Source organism: Sorangium sp. So ce117 (assembly GCF_051524395.1).
Classification (GTDB): Bacteria; Myxococcota_A; Polyangia; order Polyangiales; family Polyangiaceae; genus Sorangium; species Sorangium cellulosum_B.
The window spans coordinates 8,408,299-8,425,251 of the sequence record NZ_CP150309.1 but is presented as its reverse complement, the minus strand read 5'-3'; the positions used below and the strand labels follow the sequence as shown (position 1 = coordinate 8,425,251).

At 71.9% G+C, this 16,953-nt stretch carries 10 protein-coding genes and 1 other RNA gene; 5 read left to right on the top strand and 6 right to left on the bottom strand.

Going from position 1 to position 16,953, the window contains the following annotated elements; genetic code table 11:
- Nucleotides 1-115: 115 nt before the first annotated feature.
- Nucleotides 116-3,904: a methionine synthase gene (metH, locus tag WMF46_RS31405; RefSeq protein WP_437980577.1), complete on the bottom strand. Its 3,789-nt coding sequence runs from the start codon at nucleotides 3,902-3,904 to the stop codon at nucleotides 116-118.
- A gap of 436 nt (nucleotides 3,905-4,340) precedes the next feature.
- On the opposite strand from metH, the gene erpA reads away from it, so the two are divergent.
- Nucleotides 4,341-4,664: an iron-sulfur cluster insertion protein ErpA gene (gene erpA / locus WMF46_RS31400; RefSeq protein ID WP_437980576.1), complete on the top strand. Its 324-nt coding sequence runs from the start codon at nucleotides 4,341-4,343 to the stop codon at nucleotides 4,662-4,664.
- A 456-nt stretch (nucleotides 4,665-5,120) separates the two neighbouring features.
- Nucleotides 5,121-5,972 (top strand): sigma-70 family RNA polymerase sigma factor, encoded by an 852-nt coding sequence (locus WMF46_RS31395; RefSeq protein WP_437980575.1) that lies wholly within the window; start codon nucleotides 5,121-5,123, stop codon nucleotides 5,970-5,972.
- Between the two features lie 66 nt (nucleotides 5,973-6,038).
- Here WMF46_RS31395 and rnpB read toward each other — a convergent pair.
- An RNA gene (gene rnpB, locus WMF46_RS31390) (RNase P RNA component class A) lies at nucleotides 6,039-6,503 on the bottom strand.
- Nucleotides 6,504-6,695: 192 nt separating this feature from the next.
- Nucleotides 6,696-7,553 carry a pyrroline-5-carboxylate reductase gene (proC, locus tag WMF46_RS31385; RefSeq protein ID WP_437903252.1) on the bottom strand — a complete coding sequence of 286 codons (858 nt, stop codon included), beginning with the start codon at nucleotides 7,551-7,553 and terminating at the stop codon, nucleotides 6,696-6,698.
- A gap of 197 nt (nucleotides 7,554-7,750) precedes the next feature.
- Between proC and WMF46_RS31380 the strand changes: the two genes are divergently transcribed.
- Nucleotides 7,751-9,298, top strand: a complete 1,548-nt coding sequence (locus tag WMF46_RS31380) for a Do family serine endopeptidase (protein WP_437980574.1) — start codon at nucleotides 7,751-7,753, stop codon at nucleotides 9,296-9,298.
- A 77-nt stretch (nucleotides 9,299-9,375) separates the two neighbouring features.
- Here WMF46_RS31380 and WMF46_RS31375 read toward each other — a convergent pair whose 3' ends face one another.
- Nucleotides 9,376-10,605: a lysylphosphatidylglycerol synthase transmembrane domain-containing protein gene (locus WMF46_RS31375; RefSeq protein WP_437980573.1), complete on the bottom strand. Its 1,230-nt coding sequence runs from the start codon at nucleotides 10,603-10,605 to the stop codon at nucleotides 9,376-9,378.
- A gap of 330 nt (nucleotides 10,606-10,935) precedes the next feature.
- Here WMF46_RS31375 and WMF46_RS31370 point away from each other — a divergent pair, with 330 nt between their 5' ends.
- Both WMF46_RS31370 and WMF46_RS31365 read left to right on the top strand, forming a co-directional pair.
- Nucleotides 10,936-12,060 (top strand): 6-phosphofructokinase, encoded by a 1,125-nt coding sequence (locus WMF46_RS31370; RefSeq protein ID WP_437980572.1) that lies wholly within the window; start codon nucleotides 10,936-10,938, stop codon nucleotides 12,058-12,060.
- A 231-nt stretch (nucleotides 12,061-12,291) separates the two neighbouring features.
- Nucleotides 12,292-15,582 (top strand): response regulator, encoded by a 3,291-nt coding sequence (locus WMF46_RS31365; protein WP_437980571.1) that lies wholly within the window; start codon nucleotides 12,292-12,294, stop codon nucleotides 15,580-15,582.
- A 34-nt stretch (nucleotides 15,583-15,616) separates the two neighbouring features.
- Here WMF46_RS31365 and WMF46_RS31360 read toward each other — a convergent pair whose 3' ends face one another.
- Both WMF46_RS31360 and WMF46_RS31355 read right to left on the bottom strand, forming a co-directional pair.
- On the bottom strand, nucleotides 15,617-16,081 hold the full coding sequence (locus WMF46_RS31360) for a cytidine deaminase (RefSeq protein ID WP_437980570.1): 465 nt from the start codon (nucleotides 16,079-16,081) through the stop codon (nucleotides 15,617-15,619).
- Nucleotides 16,078-16,929, bottom strand: coding sequence for a purine-nucleoside phosphorylase (locus tag WMF46_RS31355; RefSeq protein WP_437980569.1), 852 nt, complete (start codon nucleotides 16,927-16,929; stop codon nucleotides 16,078-16,080). The genes WMF46_RS31360 and WMF46_RS31355 overlap by 4 nt, the downstream gene beginning before the upstream one ends.
- Nucleotides 16,930-16,953: the final 24 nt, after the last annotated feature.

Here is a 16,953-nt window from a genome sequence, read left to right as displayed (position 1 = left end):
GGAACTTGTTATCACAACGTTCGTCGCGCGGTCTGCGTCGGATCGCTGCCGCGCTCGGACGCCGTCCCTCTGCTGGAACGTGCCCCGCTGGGCTCATCGCCGCTTCCGCCCGTCGTCAAGCCGCCACGACGGCGCTCTCCCCCTCGACAGCCGCCTTCGGGTCATACCCCAGGTTCGGCGACAGCCACCGTTCCACTTCCTCGACCGTCATCCCCTTGCGCTTCGCGTAGTCCGCGACCTGATCCCTGCCGAGGCGCCCCACCATGAAATACCGCGCCTTCGGGTGCGCCAGGTAGATGCCGCTGACGCTCGCCGCCGGCGTCATCGCGCAGCTCTCCGTCAGCTCGATGCCGACCGACGGCGCGTCGAGCAGCGCGAACAGCTTGCGCTTCTCGGTGTGATCCGGGCACGCCGGGTACCCGAACGCCGGCCGGATCCCCCGGTACTTCTCCTCGATGAGCTCCTCGCTCGTCAGCGCCTCTCCCGCGCCGTACCCCCAGTCCTTGCGCGCGCGCTCGTGGAGCAGCTCGGCGAACGCCTCCGCGAGCCGGTCCGCCAGCGCCTTCGCGATGATCGCGCTGTAGTCGTCCCTGTCCTTCTCGTACGCGCGCACGATCTCGTCGAGCCCGAGCCCGGCCGTCACCGCGAACGCGCCGACGTGATCGGCGAGCCCGCGCTCCCGCGGCGCCACGAAGTCGGCCAGCGACAGGTGCGGCCTCACCCCGCCCGCGGCCTTGTCGCCGCCGTCTCCGTCCTCCTCGGCGCCGCCCCGCCCCTTCACCTGCTGCTGGCGCAGCATGTTGAACCGGACGAGCTCCCGCTCCCTCGTCTCGTCCGCGTAGAGCACGATGTCCCGCTGCTCCCCGCTCGCCGGCCAGAAGCCATAGACGCCCCGCGCCTCGAGCAGGCGGCCCTCGATGATCCGCCGCAGCACCTTCTGCGCGTGATCGAACAGCTCCCGCGCCGCCTCGCCGTACTGCGGGTGCTCCAGGATCTGCGGGAACGGCCCCCTGAGCTCCCACGCGGTGAAGAAGAACGTCCAGTCGATGTACCTCGCGACCTCCGCGAGCGGCACCTCCACCACGCGGCGCCCCGTGAACGACGGCCTCGCGATGTCCTCGGGCCGCCACGCGATCTCGAGCCGCCCCCCGTCCGCCGCGGCGAGCGTCACGAGCGGCTTCGCCCGCTTCCTCGCGAAGAGCTCGCGCAGCTTGGCCTGCTCCTCCCGGTTCTGCGCGTCGAACGCCTGCCGGTTCGCCCGATCGAGCAGGCTCGACACCACGCCCACCGCCCGCGACGCGTCGAGCACGTGTACCACCGTCCCGCTGAACTCCGGCGCGATCTTCACCGCCGTGTGCTGCCGGCTCGTCGTCGCCCCGCCGATGAGCAGCGGCAGCCGGATTCCGCGCCGCTCCATCTCGCGCGCCACGCTGACCATCTCGTCGAGCGACGGCGTGATGAGGCCGCTCAGCCCGATCATGTCGGCCTTCTCGCGGAGCGCCGCCTCCAGGATCCTGTCCTGGTGCACCATCACGCCGAGGTCGATCACCTCGTAGTTGTTGCACCCGAGCACCACGCCCACGATGTTCTTGCCGATGTCGTGCACGTCGCCCTTCACGGTCGCCATCACGACCTTCCCCTGCGACGACGAGCCCCCGGCGGCCTTCTCGTCCTCCATGAACGGCAGGAGGTACGCGACGGCGCGCTTCATCACGCGGGCACTCTTCACCACCTGCGGCAGGAACATCTTCCCGGCGCCGAACAGCTCGCCGACGATCTTCATCCCGTCCATCAGCGGCCCCTCGATGATGGAGAGCGGCCTCTCGTACTTCCTCCGCGCCTCCTCCACGTCCGCCTCGATGAAGTCGACGAGCCCCCTCACGAGCGCGTGCGAGAGCCGCTCCTCGACCGGGCCGTCGCGCCAGGCGAGGTCGAGCTCCTTCTTCTTGCCCTTGCCCTTCACCTGCTCGGCGAGCTCGACGAGCCGCTCGGTCGCGTCCGGGCGCCGGTTGAAGAGGACGTCCTCCACCCGCTCGATCAGGTCCCTCGGGATGTCCTCGTAGACCGCGAGCTGCCCCGCGTTCACGATGCCCATGTCCATCCCGGCCCGGATCGCGTGGAACAGGAAGGCCGAGTGCATCGCCTCGCGGACGACGTTGTTCCCGCGGAACGAGAACGACAGGTTCGACACGCCGCCGCTCACGCGCGCCCCCGGGCAGGTCGCCTTGATGATCCGCGTCGCCTCGATGAAGCTCTTCGCGAAATCGCCGTGCTCCTCGATGCCGGTCGCGATCGCGAGGATGTTCGGGTCGAAGACGATGTCCTGCGGATCGAAGCCCGCCTCCTCGGTGAGCAGCCTGTACGCGCGCTGGCAGATCGCGACCTTGCGCTCCACCGTCTCGGCCTGGCCGATCTCGTCGAAGGCCATCACCACGACCCCCGCCCCGTAGCGCCGCACGGCGCGCGCCTTCTCGAGGAAGTCTTCCGGCCCCTCCTTGAGGCTTATCGAGTTGACGATCCCCTTGCCCTGGATGCACTTGAGCCCCGCCTCGATGACCGACCACCTCGAGCTGTCGACCATGATCGGGATGCGGGCGATCTCGGGCTCGGTGGCGATGAGGTTCAGGAAGGTCGTCATCGCCTGCTCGGAGTCGAGCATGCCCTCGTCCATGTTCACGTCGAGGAGGTTCGCCCCGCCGCGCACCTGATCGAGCGCCACCTCCAGCGCGGTCGTGAAGTCGCCCTTCTTGATGAGCTCCATGAACCGGGCCGAGCCGGTCACGTTCGTCCGCTCGCCGATCATCAGGAAGTTCGTGTCGGGCCGGATGACGAGCGTCTCCAGGCCGGCGAAGCGCCCGAAGCCGTCGCGCCCCGCGGGCACGGGCCGCGGCCGGAGCTCCGCCGTCGCCCGGGCGATCGCGCGGATGTGATCCGGCGTCGTCCCGCAGCAGCCGCCGACGATGTTCACGAGCCCGCTCTCCGCGAACTCCGCGAGCAGCCGCGACGTCGTCTCCGGGAGCTCGTCGTACTCGCCGAACGCGTTGGGGAGGCCCGCGTTCGGGTAGCAGCTCACCCGCGCCCGGGCGAGCTTCGCGAGATCCACGAGGTACGGCCGCATGTCGCTCGCGCCGAGGGCGCAGTTGAGGCCGACGCTGAGCGGGCTCGCGTGCTCCACGCTCGTCCAGAAGGCGTCGATCGTCTGGCCGGAGAGCGTCCTGCCGCTCCTGTCCGTGATCGTCACGCTGAGCAGGATCGGCAGGCGCCGCCCCTTCTCCGCGAAGACCTCCTCCATCGCGACGAGGCACGCCTTCATGTTCAGCGTGTCGAGGAACGTCTCCGCGAGGATCACGTCGACCCCCCCGTCGACGAGCCCGCGCACCTGCTCCGCGAACGCCCGCCGCAGCTCGTCGAAGCCGACGGCGCGGAACGACGGGTCGCTCACGCTCGGCGAGATCGACAGCGTCTTCGGCGTCGGCCCGATCGCGCCCGCGACGAAGCGCGGCTTGCCGGGCGTGCGCGCCGTCCACGCGTCGGCCGCCTTCCTGGCGATCTGGGCCGCGGTCAGGTTGATCTCGTAGGCGAGCGACTCGAGCCGGTAGTCGGCCTGGGCGATCGAGGTGCCCGTGAAGGTGTTCGTCTCGATGATGTCGGCGCCGGCGTCGAGGTACGCTCCGTGGATCTCGGAGATGACGTCCGGCCGCGTCAGCACGAGGAGATCGCTGTTGCCCTTGAGGTCGATCGCATGATCGCGGAAGCGATCGCCGCGGTAGTCGGCCTCGCCCAGGCGGTAGCGCTGGATCATCGTGCCCATCGCGCCGTCGAGGCACAGGATCCGGTGTTCGAGGATCTCCTCGAGGCGCGCGGGGCGTTCGCTTCCGTCGGTGGTGGCGCTGAGATCGAGCAAGTTGTATCTCCTAATCCGGATTGACGGATTGATACTTGTCGGTCCCAGCAGCCGGCGTCAAGCGTCGGCTGCGCGCGGGCGATGGCGGCCGTCCTGGCCGCGGACTCATCTGTGAACAATGCTACGTTCCGACGCTGCCGGATGAGCGACCGGGCGATCGCGTCTGGGCGCAGAGGTGGGCGCACGGGCGGGGCGCACCGCGCGCAGGTGGTCATCCCTGGACGAACGGTCGGCCAGGGCGCCGCCTGACGCCGCTCCGGCTGAGGCACTGGCGGACATCGCTGAAGGTGCGTATCTTTGGCGAGCCCTGAGCACCCCACCCCAGGGCACGGCCGGCCGGGCTCACCGCACGGTTCGCCTTCCGGCGGGGCGAGCGCCCCGTTAGAGACAGGACCTGCCGTCCCCCGCCGACAAAGCACGCAGAGGAGATTCCAGGATGATCACGATCACAGAGAAGGCAGCCGAGAAGGTGATGGAGATCGCGACAGCGGAGGAGCTGCTGGGGCAGGGGTTGCGCCTGCGCGTCGTGGGCGGCGGGTGCGCCGGCTTCTCGTACGACCTGTACTTCGAGGACAAGCCGACGGAGTTCGACGAGGAGTTCGAGGACAGGGGCATCAAGCTCTTCATCGACCCGCTCAGCTTCCAGTACCTGGACGGCACGGAGATTGATTACGTGGAAGGCCTCCACGGCTCGGGCTTCAAGTTCAGCAACCCGTCGGTGAAGAGCACCTGCGGCTGCGGCTCCTCGTTCTCCGTCTGATTCCGTTCGTTTCCGTCAGATTTCGTCTGATCGGGCGCCCGCCCTCTTCGCGGGTGCCGCTTCCGTCCTGGCTCGCGCCGCCCGTCTCCCGGGCGGCCTACGCGAGATGCACACGGGCCGCGTGAGCGCGTCTGCCCGGAGCATCGCGGCCCTCCTGACTCTCTAGCGCCTTCGGTTTGGCTCGTGCCTCGCTCGGGCGCGCCTGAGGCGCGTGCGCCAGCGCTTCGCAGCCATGGTGTACAAGCTGCCCGCCCGGGGCGGCATGCCAGCTGCATCGCAGCCTGGGTGGGCTGCTCTCTTCGGAATCTCGAACCAACCACGTCGGCGGCAAGTGCCGGCGAAGCGATCAACGCGATCGAGGTCCGGCCCCGGCCGACCTTGACAGCAGGAGACGGGGTCCGGCGTCGGCCGGCCTCAACAACCGAACCGGGGTCTTCGGACCTCGAAGGAAACCCTGTGCAAACGTCCCGAGATCAGGCCAGCGCGGTTTCGCGCTACATCACGCATGTTCGGCAGATCCCGGAGCTGTCGCGCGAGGAAGAAGTCGAGCTCGCTCGACGGTGGCGGGACCAGGGCGACGAGCAGGCTGCAGCCGCGCTCGCGCTCGCAAACCTGAGGCATGTTGTCTCGATAGCGATCAGCTACCGGCGTTACGGGATCCCGCTCGCCGACCTCATCGCCGAGGGGAACTTCGGGATCGTCCACGCGATCCGCAAGTATGACCCGGACCGCGGAAACCGCTTCGTGACCTACGCGGCCTACTGGATCCGGGCGTACATCCTGAACCACGTCATCCACTCCTGGAGCCTGGTCGGCGTGGGCTCGGGCCCGCTCCGCTCGAAGATGTTCTTCCGGTTGCGGCGGGAGCGGGCGCGCATCGCGGGCCTCGTGGGCGAGGGGGAGGAGGGGGATCGGCTTCTGGCCGAGAAGTTCGGCGCACCCGCGGAGAAGGTGCTGGAGATGGCTCACCGGCTGGAGGCCCGGGACGTCTCGCTCGACACGAAGGTGTTCGAGGACGGCGCCCGGTCGCTGGTCGACACGCTGCCCGCGGACGATCAGGACCAGGAGGAGCGCTTCTCGCGCGCGGAGGAGGGGGCCCTGCTCCGAGAGCGGCTGACGCAGGCGGTGGAGAACCTCGACCCGCGCGAGCGGTACATCGTCGAGACCCGGATGATGGCGGATCCCGAGGAGGAGCTGTCGCTCGCCGAGATCGGGCGTCGCCTGGGCGTGTCGCGCGAGCGGGCTCGGCAGCTCGAGGCGCGCGCCAAGAAGAAGCTGCGCGACCGCCTCCAGCCGCTGGCGGCGTAGCGACTTGCCACAGGTGAGCGGCGGGCGAGCACAAAAGCACGAAGCCCCGCCGGGGCGGAGCTTCGTGGTCGCAGGAGACGTAAGCCGAGTTCTGTTGCGCGGGGAGTCGCCCCCTTCGCGCCGGCGATCATTCCTCTAGGACGCGCGTCGCCGCGCGCCTCAAGCAGCCAACCCGGAGGCCTGGGGCGGGCAGCCCTTGCCGCGGCGGCTGTCGCCGTCGCGGACGCCTCCCTACGCGGCCTTGCTCCAGGTGGGGTTTGCCGTGCCGCCCTTGTTGCCAAGGGCGCGGTGGGCTCTTACCCCGCCGTTTCACCCTTGCCGCGCGGCGAGCCCGCGGAGGCTCGGAGCCCAGCCCATCCGGGCTGGAGGCTCGTTGCCCTCGCGAAGCGCGCGGCGCGGCGGTCTGTTCTCTGTTGCACTTTCCTCGAGATCGCTCTCACCGGGCGTTACCCGGCACCCTGCCCTGCGGAGCTCGGACTTTCCTCCCGCGGCCGGGTTTCCCCGTCCGCCGGCGATCGCCTGTCCCGCTGCGACGCGGCGAACATAGTCAAGAGCCGGCCGAACGCCAACACCTGAGGTCGGAGAACGAGCGGCGCGACTGCATGCCATGGAGCCTCGTGCCCTGTACTTTCAAGGCCAAGCTCCGGCGGTGACACTGCGCGTGGCGCGGCTGCTCCCCAGCTCGTGGTCAGCAGTCGGGGACAGGCCCGCTCCTTGTCAGGCTCAGGTGCGGCGGAGCTTCTGCGCCATCTGGGCGCCCAGCTCGGCCGAGCGGTTGGACGCCACCTCGACCGCGTCGATCAAGGTGCGGCGGAGGCCGCCTGCCTCCAGCGTGTGGAGCCCCGCGATGGCCGTGCCGCCGGGGCTCGTCACCATGTCCTTCAGGCGGCCGGGGTGCTCGCCGGTCTCGAGCTGGAGCTTGGCGGCGCCGTACACCGTCTGCGCCGCGAGCAGCAGCGCCGCGTCCCGGCCGAGGCCGACCTTCACGCCGCCGTCCGCGAGCGCCTCGATCATCAGCATGACGTAGGCGGGGCCGCTGCCCGACAGGCCGGTCACCGCGTCGAGCAGCGACTCGTCGAGCACGACGACGCGGCCGACCGCCTGGAACAGGGTCCGCGCGATCTCGACGTCCTCGCTCGTGGCGTGACTCCCGGCGGCGATCGCCGTGGCGCCGGCGAGCGCGATCGCCGCGGTGTTCGGCATGCTGCGGATGACGCGCGCTCCCTCGGGCAGGCGCGCCTCGATCGCGTCGATCGGCACGCCGGCCGCCACCGAGATCACGACGTCCGAGCGGCCGAGCCCCGACGAGATGGGGGCGAGGATGCGATCGACGATCTGCGGCTTGACCGCGATGACGAGGACGTCGGCCCACTGGCAGAGCGCCTCGTTGTCCTCGGTGGTCTCGATGCCGTAGCGCCCGCGGAGAAAGGAGAGCCGCTCGCTCTTGAGATCGCTCGCGCGGATCTGCTCCGCGCCCACGGCGCCCCCCTGGACGAGGCCGCGGATGAGCGCCTCCGCCATGTTTCCGCCGCCAAGAAACCCGATCTTGCGCCCTCGCAGCAGGCCCTCATCGCTCGCCATCGCTCGCCTCCAGGAGCGCGCACCCTAGCAGCCTTGCCGAGCGCGCGGCTCAAATCTCGACGAACACCGCCGCGTGGCTTCGTGCCGCGCGTGCCGCGCGTGCCGTCATGGACGGGCAGGCAGGCGCGGCGCCCGCACGCGCGGGCCGAGGAGAGCGCTCTTGTCAGTCGAGGCTGCGGCGTTCTTGGTGCGGCGGAATGAACGCAGTCGGTCCCATGTTCGTCGATCGCAGGACCCTTCGACTGCTCGACGGAGATTTCATGATTCAAGCGGTTTCCTATCGCCCTCGCGCTTCGGCCCTCGCGCTGCTCACGGCGGCGGCGCTGGCCATCGGCGGTTGCGGTCAACAGGCCCACGCCACGCCTCCTTCCACCCAGGCCGCCGCCTCGCCGCAGGCCGCGGCGCCGCCGGTCGCGACCGTGACGCTCCCGCCGGCGACGGCGCCGGTGCCGGCCACCTTCGATGTCGCCGCCCTGTCAGACCGGGTGAAGCCGATGGTCGTCAACATCACGACGACACATGAGGTCAAGGGGCCCGAGGGGCTCGACCCATTCCAGTTCTTCTTCGGTCCGCAGGGCGGCGGACGGCTCAACCCGCGGGGCCAGCAGCCGACGCAGACGGCGCTCGGGACCGGCTTCATCATCGACCCGAGCGGCTACGTCGTGACGAACGAGCACGTCATCCACGACGCCTCCGGCGTCCGCGTGCGGCTCGCCGACGAGCGGGAGTTCGAGGCCGAGGTCGTCGGCCGCGATCCCAAGCTCGATCTCGCGCTCCTCCGCCTGAAGGGCGCGAGCGGCCTGCCTGTGGCGCCGCTCGGGGCGAGCGAGCAGCTGCGGGTCGGCGAGCACGTGCTCGCGGTCGGCAACCCCTTCGGGCTCGGCCACACGGTCACGCTCGGCATCGTCAGCGCGAAGGCGCGCGCGATCGGCGCGGGGCCGTACGACGACTTCATCCAGACCGACGCGTCGATCAACCCGGGCAACAGCGGCGGCCCGCTGTTCAACTGGCGGGGCGAGGTCGTGGGCATCAACACCGCGATCCGGGCGGGCGCGAACGGGATCGGCTTCGCGATCCCGATCGACGCGCTGAAGGACGTGCTCCCGCAGCTCCGCGAGAAGGGCTTCGTCGAGCGCGGCAAGCTCGGCCTCCTGTTCCAGCCCGTCACGCGCGATCTCGCCGCGGCGCTCCAGCTCGACGGGCCTCGGGGCGCGCTCGTCGCCGAGGTCGAGCCGGGCGGCGCGGCCGCGCGCGCCGGCATCAAGCCGGGCGACGTGATCGTGAACGTGAACGGCGTCCCCATCCACCACGCCGAGGAGCTGCGGCGCAACGTGGCGCGCAACGCGCCCGGCTCGGAGATCGCGGTGACGCTGGTGCGCGCCCAGAAGCAGCAGCAGGTCGTGGCCAAGCTGGACGCGCTCCAGGACGAGGAGGGCGACGCGGCGGGCCGCGCGCGGCCGAGCCAGGGCGCCCGGCCCGAGCGCCAGCTGAGCGCCGAGAAGCTCGGCATCCAGGTCTCCGAGGCCCCGGGCGGCGGCGTGCGGGTCGACGGATTCGCCTCGGGCAGCAACGTCCAGGAGATCGAGGTGGGCGACGTGATCCTCGAGGTGAACGGCGCCCCGGTGAAGGATGTCGCCGGCCTCCGGGCGGCCATCGCCAAGCTCAAGGACGGGTCCGTCGCCCTCCTCAAGGTGCGGCGCGGGAAGCTCGTCCAGTTCGCGGCCGTGCCTATCTCCGCGCGCTGATCCTGCGCCGGGCGCGGCTGGCGCGAGCCAGCCGCGCTGACCGCGTCACCCCATTCCCGCGCCACCCCATTCCCGCGTCACCCCACGCCTTGCTGCCGGTCGGTGGTGTCCTCTCCACCCAGCGGCGCCTTCGCGGCGCGCGCCGCCTCCGCGAGCGCGCGCTTCTCCGCCTCCGTCTGCTTCACGCGCTCCTCGAGCACGTCGGTGCCGAGGTAGCGGAAGACGTAGACCCCCCCGACGAACATGCAGAGGAACAGGGTGAGCACCCGCCAGAGGACGACGTACGGCACCACGAACGCGCCGTGGACCCAGGGCGACATGAGCGCGTTCGAGCCGAGCTCGGCGACGCCGCTCGCGCCGGGCGTGGGGGTCATGTAGAGCGCGAAGTTGAGCAGCGTCTGGATCAGGACGACCTGCACGATCGGCGGGCCTACCGAGACGAACGTCGAGGGCGAGGTCGGAATGCCGAGCCCGAGCAGGATGAAGTAGGCGACGGCGAACCGCGAGCAGAAGAAGCCGAACGTGAGCAGCAGCGCGGCGGCGTAGGCGCGCTTGCCGCGGCGCATGTAGATGCGGAAGCCGTGGTGGAACTCGTCCACGCCCAGCAGCAGGCGCGCGGTCGTGGCGCCGGGGGCGGCGAGCGCGGCCTCGGCGCGGGCCCGCAGCCGGGGCACGCGCCGGGCGCCCAGCAGGGCGGCGCGCAGGAGCTTCCCGAGCGGCACCGACAGCGCGCGGACGATCCCCTTGAGGAGGGGCGGGTACGCCGCCGCGGCGATGAGCGCGACGAGGGCCGAGCCGAACATCGCGACGGTGAAGAAGAGCAGCCACTCGATCTGCGGGCCCGCCGGCACGACCAGCATCCCGCCCTGCTGCAGCACGAAGATGACCACGGCGGACAGGAGGAAGAAGGTGATCGTGCACGAGGCGGTGAGCAGCTCCGCCGTGGCCACGTCGACGAGCCGCATGCCGCCGTGCACGAGCACGGCGGCCTGCGACGGCGCCGCGCCGGCCTGTCCGGGGGTCACCCCGGCGCAGAACATCAGCACGAACTCCGAGGTCACCGCGGTACGGACGCGGAGCTCGGGCCAGAGGACGCGCCCGAGGGTCCAGATCCTGAGGCCTCCGAACACGCCCTCTTGCAGCGCCAGCACGGCGCCGACGAGCAGCCAGCCCGGGCGCACGTGCGCGAACGCGGCGGCGAGGCTCGCCTGCTTGTCGTGGATCTCGCTGTAGAGGACGTAAGCGAACGACGCGAGCGTGAGCGTGACGATGACCTGGATGCCTCGGATCAGGGTGGCGCGGTTCATACAGGGGCACGCAGCCGGGGTGATCGCATGCGCACGCCCCTATACCCTGTCGCCGGCGCTCGCGGCCGTCATGCCTGCGCTCGTCCCAGATCGACACCCTTCCCGTGGCGGCCCCGACCACACGGCGCATGCGCGCCGGGTGCGAAGGCCGCTTCGCGCAGGCGCTCCTCGCTCGCCGCGTTCGTTCCCCGGGCTCGTCCAGCGCGCCGCGTTCGCCGCCGTCCGCCGCCGTCGTTCCGTCGAATCGCCACGCGCATGCGTGCCTTTCGAGGCCAGGTCGAGGAGATGTCTATTGCGTCGCCGGGGGCGGCTCGCGATGCTGCGAGCGTCATGGCGGCACGAAAGATCGCTATCAGTACAGGCGGGGGTGACGCGCCGGGGCTCAACGCGGTGATCCGCGCGGCCACGCTCGGCGCGCTCGAGCGTGGCTGGGAGGTGTGGGGGATCCGGCAAGGGTACCGCGGGTTGCTCGACGACGCTCCGGACGGGCTCATCCGCCTGGATCGCGAGCGGGTCCGGGGCATCGCGCACCTCGGGGGCACCATCCTGGGCACCGCGAACCGCGGCGATCCGTTCCACTACCCGACGCCTGGCGAGCACGGGCTCGTCCCCCGGGATCGATCCGAGGATCTCGTGCGGCGGTTCCGCGCGGAGGGGTTCGACGCGCTCATCTCGGTGGGCGGAGACGGATCCATGCGGATCGCGCACCTGCTGCTCCAGCGCGGGCTGCCCCTCGTCATCGGCGTGCCGAAGACGATCGACAACGACGTCTGCTGCACGGACCTCACGTTCGGCTTCGACACGGCGGTCTCCATCGCGACCGAGGCGCTCGACCGGCTCCACACCACGACCGAGGCGCACGAGCGGATCATGGTCGTGGAGGTGATGGGGCGGAACGCGGGCTGGATCGCGCTCAACGCCGGGATCGCCGGTGGAGCCGACGTCATCCTGATGCCGGAGATCCCGTTCCGGTTCGAGGCGATCGCCGAGAAGATCCGCCTGCGGGAGTCGCGCGGGCGCCGCTTCTCCATCGTCGTGGCGGCCGAGGGGGCGTACGCGCAAGGCGGTGAGCTGATCATCAAGGACGCGGGCGACGCGTTCCGCCGCATCGCCGTGCTCGGGGGCGTGGCCGAGCGCGTGGCCAAGGAGCTCGCGGCCCGCACCGGCAAGGAAGCGCGCTCGATGGTGCTCGGCCACCTCCAGCGGGGCGGCGGACCCACGACGGCGGATCGCTTGCTCGCCCTCCGCTTCGGCGCGGCCGCGGCGCGCTGCCTCGTCGAGGACTGCGGCAGCGGGATGGTGGCGCTGCGCTCGAACCGGATCGAGCTCGTCCCCCTCGAGGACGTCGCCGGCAAGACGAAGACGGTGCCGCTCGACTCGGACACGGTCGTCACGGCCCGTGAGATGGGCCTGTGCTTCGGAGACGAGGCGCCCGGCCACTTCGTCGCGCCCTGATCGGCGAGCGCGCGGGTCTTCCGCTGTCTCCCTGCTCCTCGGCAAGAGCCATGGTGGGATTGTGCGGTATCGCCCCCGGGCCGGGCGATTTCCGCTCGTCGCGACGTCGGCAGGATTGGCAAGCGGACGGCGGCCGCGCGATCTGAGCTGCGCTGCCAGCCTCGTGTTTGACACTCGTTGAAGGGGGCCGATATCTTGGTTTCCCCTCCGAACCCGCGCACACCCCGGAACATGACGAAAGTCCTCGTATTTGAGAGCGATCCGGCGTTTGCCGGGGAGCTCCGCACGGAATTGGGCCGCCTCGGCTGCACCGTTCAGGTGGTCGATGACGGCAACGTCGGCCTGCAGGCGGCCGCGGCCGAGCGCCCCGACCTCATCCTGCTGTCGATCGAGCTGCCGCGCATGAACGGCTTCTCGGTCTGCAACAAGCTCAAGAAGGACGTGCAGCTCAAGGACGTACCGCTCGTCATCATGTCGAGCGAGTCGAGCGAAGAGACGTTCGAGCAGCACCGCAAGCTCAGGACGCGCGCAGAGGACTACATCCACAAGCCGATCGCGTTCGGCGAGCTCCTCGAGCACATCCGCAACTACGTCCCGATCGACGGGGACGACGCGGAGGCCGATCCGATCATGATCGACGAGGCCGAGGTGCTCGAGGCCGACATCGACGAGGACTCCGGTGATCCCACGATCATCACGGCCGCTGTGGGCTCGGACGGCACGCCCGGGAGCGTCGCGCCTCCGCCCGCCGTTGCGCCGTCGATTCCGCCGCCAGTGCCGAGGCCGCCGTCCGCGGCGCCGCCGCCGCCTGCCGCCGCCACGCCGTCCGCGGTGCCGCCGCCCCCCGCGCCGAGGCCGCCGTCCGCGGCGCCGCCTGCCGCGCCGAGGCCGATGTCCGCGGCGCCGCCGTCTGCCGCCACACCGTCTGCCGTACCGTCGGCGCCTCCTGCCGCCGCTGCGCAGGATCGCGCCCGGGCGTCAGCTCCGCCGAGGCCCCCGCAGGGCGCCGCGGCGCGGTCGGACGCCCGCAAGTCGGACGAGGACATCGAGGAGTTCATCGGCGGCGCGTTCACCCGGCTGATCCGCGACGAGGAGGAGGAGCGCACCGACGTCAGGCCCTCGGTCGCGCCGTCGTCTCGGACGCTGGCGCCCACGAAGACGCCGGTGCCGGCCTCGGCGCCGCCGCCCGTGAGCTCGTCGCCGGTGGCCGCGTACCGGGCTCCGGTCTCCGAGCGCGGGGCTGCGTACCGGGCTCCGATCTCCGAGCGCGGGGCCGCGTACCGGGCTCCGATCTCCGAGCGCGGGCGGCTGACCCCTGCGCCGCCCGCGCCGCCTCGCTCCGACGCCGACGCGGCCGAGATCGAGCGTCTGCGTGGCGAGCTGGACAGGTCCAAGGGAGAGATCGTCCGCCTCACCAAGGAAGTCGCGGCCGCGCGCGCGACCTCGCTCCGCCTCGAGGGCGAGCTCTCCTCGACGAACGACGGCAGCCAGGAGGCGGCCCGCCTGCGGCGCGAGCTCGACGAGCTCAAGGTGAAGCTCGCGTCCGGCGGCGCCGGCTCCAGGCCCGGCGGGGTGTCGAGCCGCGAGTTCCTGGATCTGCGCGAGGCGCTGAACAAGAAGGACAAAGAGATCCTCGCGCTCCGCGACCAGATGTCGCGCAAGGACAAGGAGCTGCTGGAGCTCCGGGATCAGTCGCTGTCGCTCGAGCGGGAGAAGGCCGATCAGGTCGACAGGATCCTGGAGCTCGAGCGCGCGAGCGAGGACCTCGACGGACAGGTCGCGTCGCTCCGCGCGGACAAGGAGCTCGCCGCGAAGCGCGCGGAAGACTTCAAGGCGCGCGCGGAGAAGCTGCAGGGGCAGATCGCGGCCCGCGACGCCGATCTCTCGTCGGCCCGGCAGGCGCTGATGGACGCGGAGGCGGCGCACACGGAGGCGCTGCGCGCGGCGGCGGACGAGAAGACGCAAGCGATCGCCGCCGTCGAGGCCTCGGCGCAGCGCGAGCTCGAGGAGAGCGCGCAGGCGGAGCGCGAGCGCTTCGAGCAGGCGGCCGCGGAGCACCGGGCGGAGGTGGAGCGGCTCAACGCCGAGCACGCCGCCCGGCGCGAGCAGCAGGCCGCCGAGCACCGCGCCGCCATCGAGAAGCTGACCGGCGAGCACGCCAGCGCCATCGAGAAGCTGACCGGCGAGCACGCCGGCGCGATCGAGAAGCTGACCGGCGAGCACGCCACGGCGCTGGACCGCCTCCGGGCCGAGCATGCTGCGGCGGCGGAGGGGGCGAAAGCCGAGTACGCCGCCGCCATGGAGGGGCTGCGGGCCGAGCACGCCGGGGCGCTCGACGCGTCGAGGCGCGAGCACGAGGCCGCCGTCGAGGCGCTGCGGCGCGAGCACGAAGCCGCGACGGAGCGGCGCGACCGGGAGCACGCCGCTGCGCTGGACACGGCGCGGAGCGAGCACGACGCCGCCCTGGAGCGCGCCCAGGCGGAGCACGCCGCCACGCTCCAGGGGGCGCGCGACGAGCACGCCGCCGCGCTCGAGAAGCAGCAGGCCGCGCACGCGTCCGCGCTGGAGTCGGTGCGGGGCGAGCACGCGTCCGCGCTGGAGTCGGTGCGGGGCGAGCACGCGAGCGCCATCGAGGGGCTCCGGAGCGAGCACGCGAGCGCCATCGAGGGGCTCCGGAGCGAGCACGCGGACGAGATCGGACGGCGGGATCGCGAGCACGCGGGCGCGCTTCAACGCCTCCAGACCGAGCACGCGCGCGCCCTCGAGGGGCAGGCCGAGGAGCATGCGCAGGCGATCGCGCAGCAGACGGAGGAGCACGCGCGGGCGCTCGCGGCCGCGCGCGAGAGCTTCGCAACGCAGCTCGCGGCGCGGGAGCGCGAGCTCATCGAGGAGCGCGAGCAGGCCGTACGCGACGCCGAGCAGGCCCACGCGAAGCGGGTGGCCGAGCTCGAGGAGCGCGCCGCCGAGCGGCAGGCGCAGCTCGAGGCCGCGCACGCGCAGGCGCTCGCCGACACGCGCGCGGCGCACCAGGCCGAGACCGCCGAGCGGGAGGCCGCCTGGGCGGCGCAGCGGCGCGAGCTGGACGAGGTCGCCCGCGGGCTCTCCACGGAGCTCGGGCAAGCGCGCAACCAGATCGCGGACCTCGAGGCCCGGACGCAGGAGCTCGATCGGCAGCTGGAGCAGCGCGCGGGCGAGCTCTCCGCGGCCGCCGGGGAGCGCGAGCGCCTGCTGGGCGAGCTCGCCGAGCGAGCGCGCTCCATCGAGGCGCTCCAGGGCCAGCTCGCCGAGGCCGAGCGGCGTGGGAGCGAGCTCGGCGCTCAGCTCTCGCAGCGGACCGAGGAGCGCGACACCCTGCGGGGGCACGGCGAGCAGCTCACCGAGCAGCTGGCCGTCGAGCGCGCCCGCCTGCAGAAGGCGCGCTCGAAGTGGGGTGAGGACCGCGTCTCGCTCGAGCGCGCGCGGGAGGCGCTCGCCGCGGCGCTGTCGCAGATCGACCAAGCCGAGGCGCTCTCGATCGAGTGAGCCCTCGGCGCTCCCTGGAGGGCGCTCGGGGCGATCAGCGCGAGAGCGCGGCCGCCCCGAACGCCTCGGGGAGCAGCGCCGACAGCGAGGTGGTCCGCGGCGCCACGCCGTCGGCCTCGGCGGCGATGAGGCGGATCGGGAAATCGACGGCGAACTCGGCGAGGGTTTGCCTGCACATCCCGCACGGGCTGCCGAGCACGGGCCCGCTGGTGGCGACGGTGAGCGCGATCGGATCGCGCTCGCCGGCCGCGACCATCTGCACGATGGCGGAGCGCTCTGCGCAGATGGTGAGCCCGTACGAGGCGTTCTCGACGTTGCAGCCGGTGAACACGCGGCCGGATCGCACGAGGATCGCCGCGCCCACCCGGTAGCTGGAGTACGGCGCGTGCGCCCGCGTCCGGACGGCGACGGCGGCGTGGTCGAGCGCGTCCCAGTCGATCACCTGCGCCGCTTCAGCCGAGGCGAGCGCGTCGCCGGCGTCGCGCGGAGGGGGGCTCACGACGCCGTGCTCCCGGCCGCGACGTCGGCGCCGACGCGGCGGACCCACGCCGAGAGCAGCGCCGTGAACCGGGCGCGCGCCTCCCGCGCGGTCTCCTCGACCTCCTTGTGGTCGAGCTCGCGCTTGGTCAGCCCCGCGGCGAGGTTCGTGACGCACGAGATGGCCGCGGCCGGCACGCCCATGTGCCTGAGCGCGATGATCTCCGGGACCGTGCTCATCCCGACCGCATCGGCCCCGAGCGCGCGCAGCATCCGGATCTCGGCGGGCGTCTCGTACGTCGGCCCGAGCAGCGCGGCGTAGACCCCCTCGCGCAGGGCGACGCCCGCGTCGCTCGCCGCCGTCTTCGCGAGCTCGATCAGCCTGGGATCGTGCGCGTAGGTCATGTCGGGGAAGCGCTTGCCGAGCGCCTCGTCGTTCGGCCCGACCAGCGGGTTCGCTCCCATCAGGTTCAGGTGATCGGTGAGCAGCATGAGATCGCCGGCGGCGAACCCCGGGTTGATGCCGCCGGCCGCGTTGGTCAGGAGCACGGCGCGACAGCCGAGCCGGGCGAGCACCCGCACGCCGAACACCACCTTCGCCAGCGGGTGCCCCTCGTAAAAATGCGCGCGCCCCTGCAGGCAGGCGACCTGCACGTCCCCGACGCGGCCGGCGCAGAGGAAGCCGGGGTGCCCGGCGACGGCCGGCCGGGGCATGCCGGGGATGTCCGCGTAGGGCACCTTCACGAGGTCGGCGAGCTCGTCGCCCCAGCCGCCGAGCCCTGATCCCAGCACCACACCGACGCGCGGAGGCGCTGGAATTCGTTGGCGAATGACGCGCGCGGCTTCGTCGAGCTCAGGGAGGAAGGTCACCCCGACAAGCTACCCCAGCGCGGC

Bases quoted from the DNA above. Each gene is read 5' to 3' on its own strand.
- erpA (WP_437980576.1), top strand. From the start codon at position 4,341: ATGATCACGATCACAGAGAAGGCAGCCGAGAAGGTGATGGAGATCGCG.
- proC (WP_437903252.1), bottom strand. From the start codon at position 7,553: ATGGCGAGCGATGAGGGCCTGCTGCGAGGGCGCAAGATCGGGTTTCTT.
- WMF46_RS31380 (WP_437980574.1), top strand. From the start codon at position 7,751: ATGAACGCAGTCGGTCCCATGTTCGTCGATCGCAGGACCCTTCGACTG.
- WMF46_RS31375 (WP_437980573.1), bottom strand. From the start codon at position 10,605: ATGAACCGCGCCACCCTGATCCGAGGCATCCAGGTCATCGTCACGCTC.
- WMF46_RS31370 (WP_437980572.1), top strand. From the start codon at position 10,936: ATGGCGGCACGAAAGATCGCTATCAGTACAGGCGGGGGTGACGCGCCG.
- WMF46_RS31365 (WP_437980571.1), top strand. From the start codon at position 12,292: ATGACGAAAGTCCTCGTATTTGAGAGCGATCCGGCGTTTGCCGGGGAG.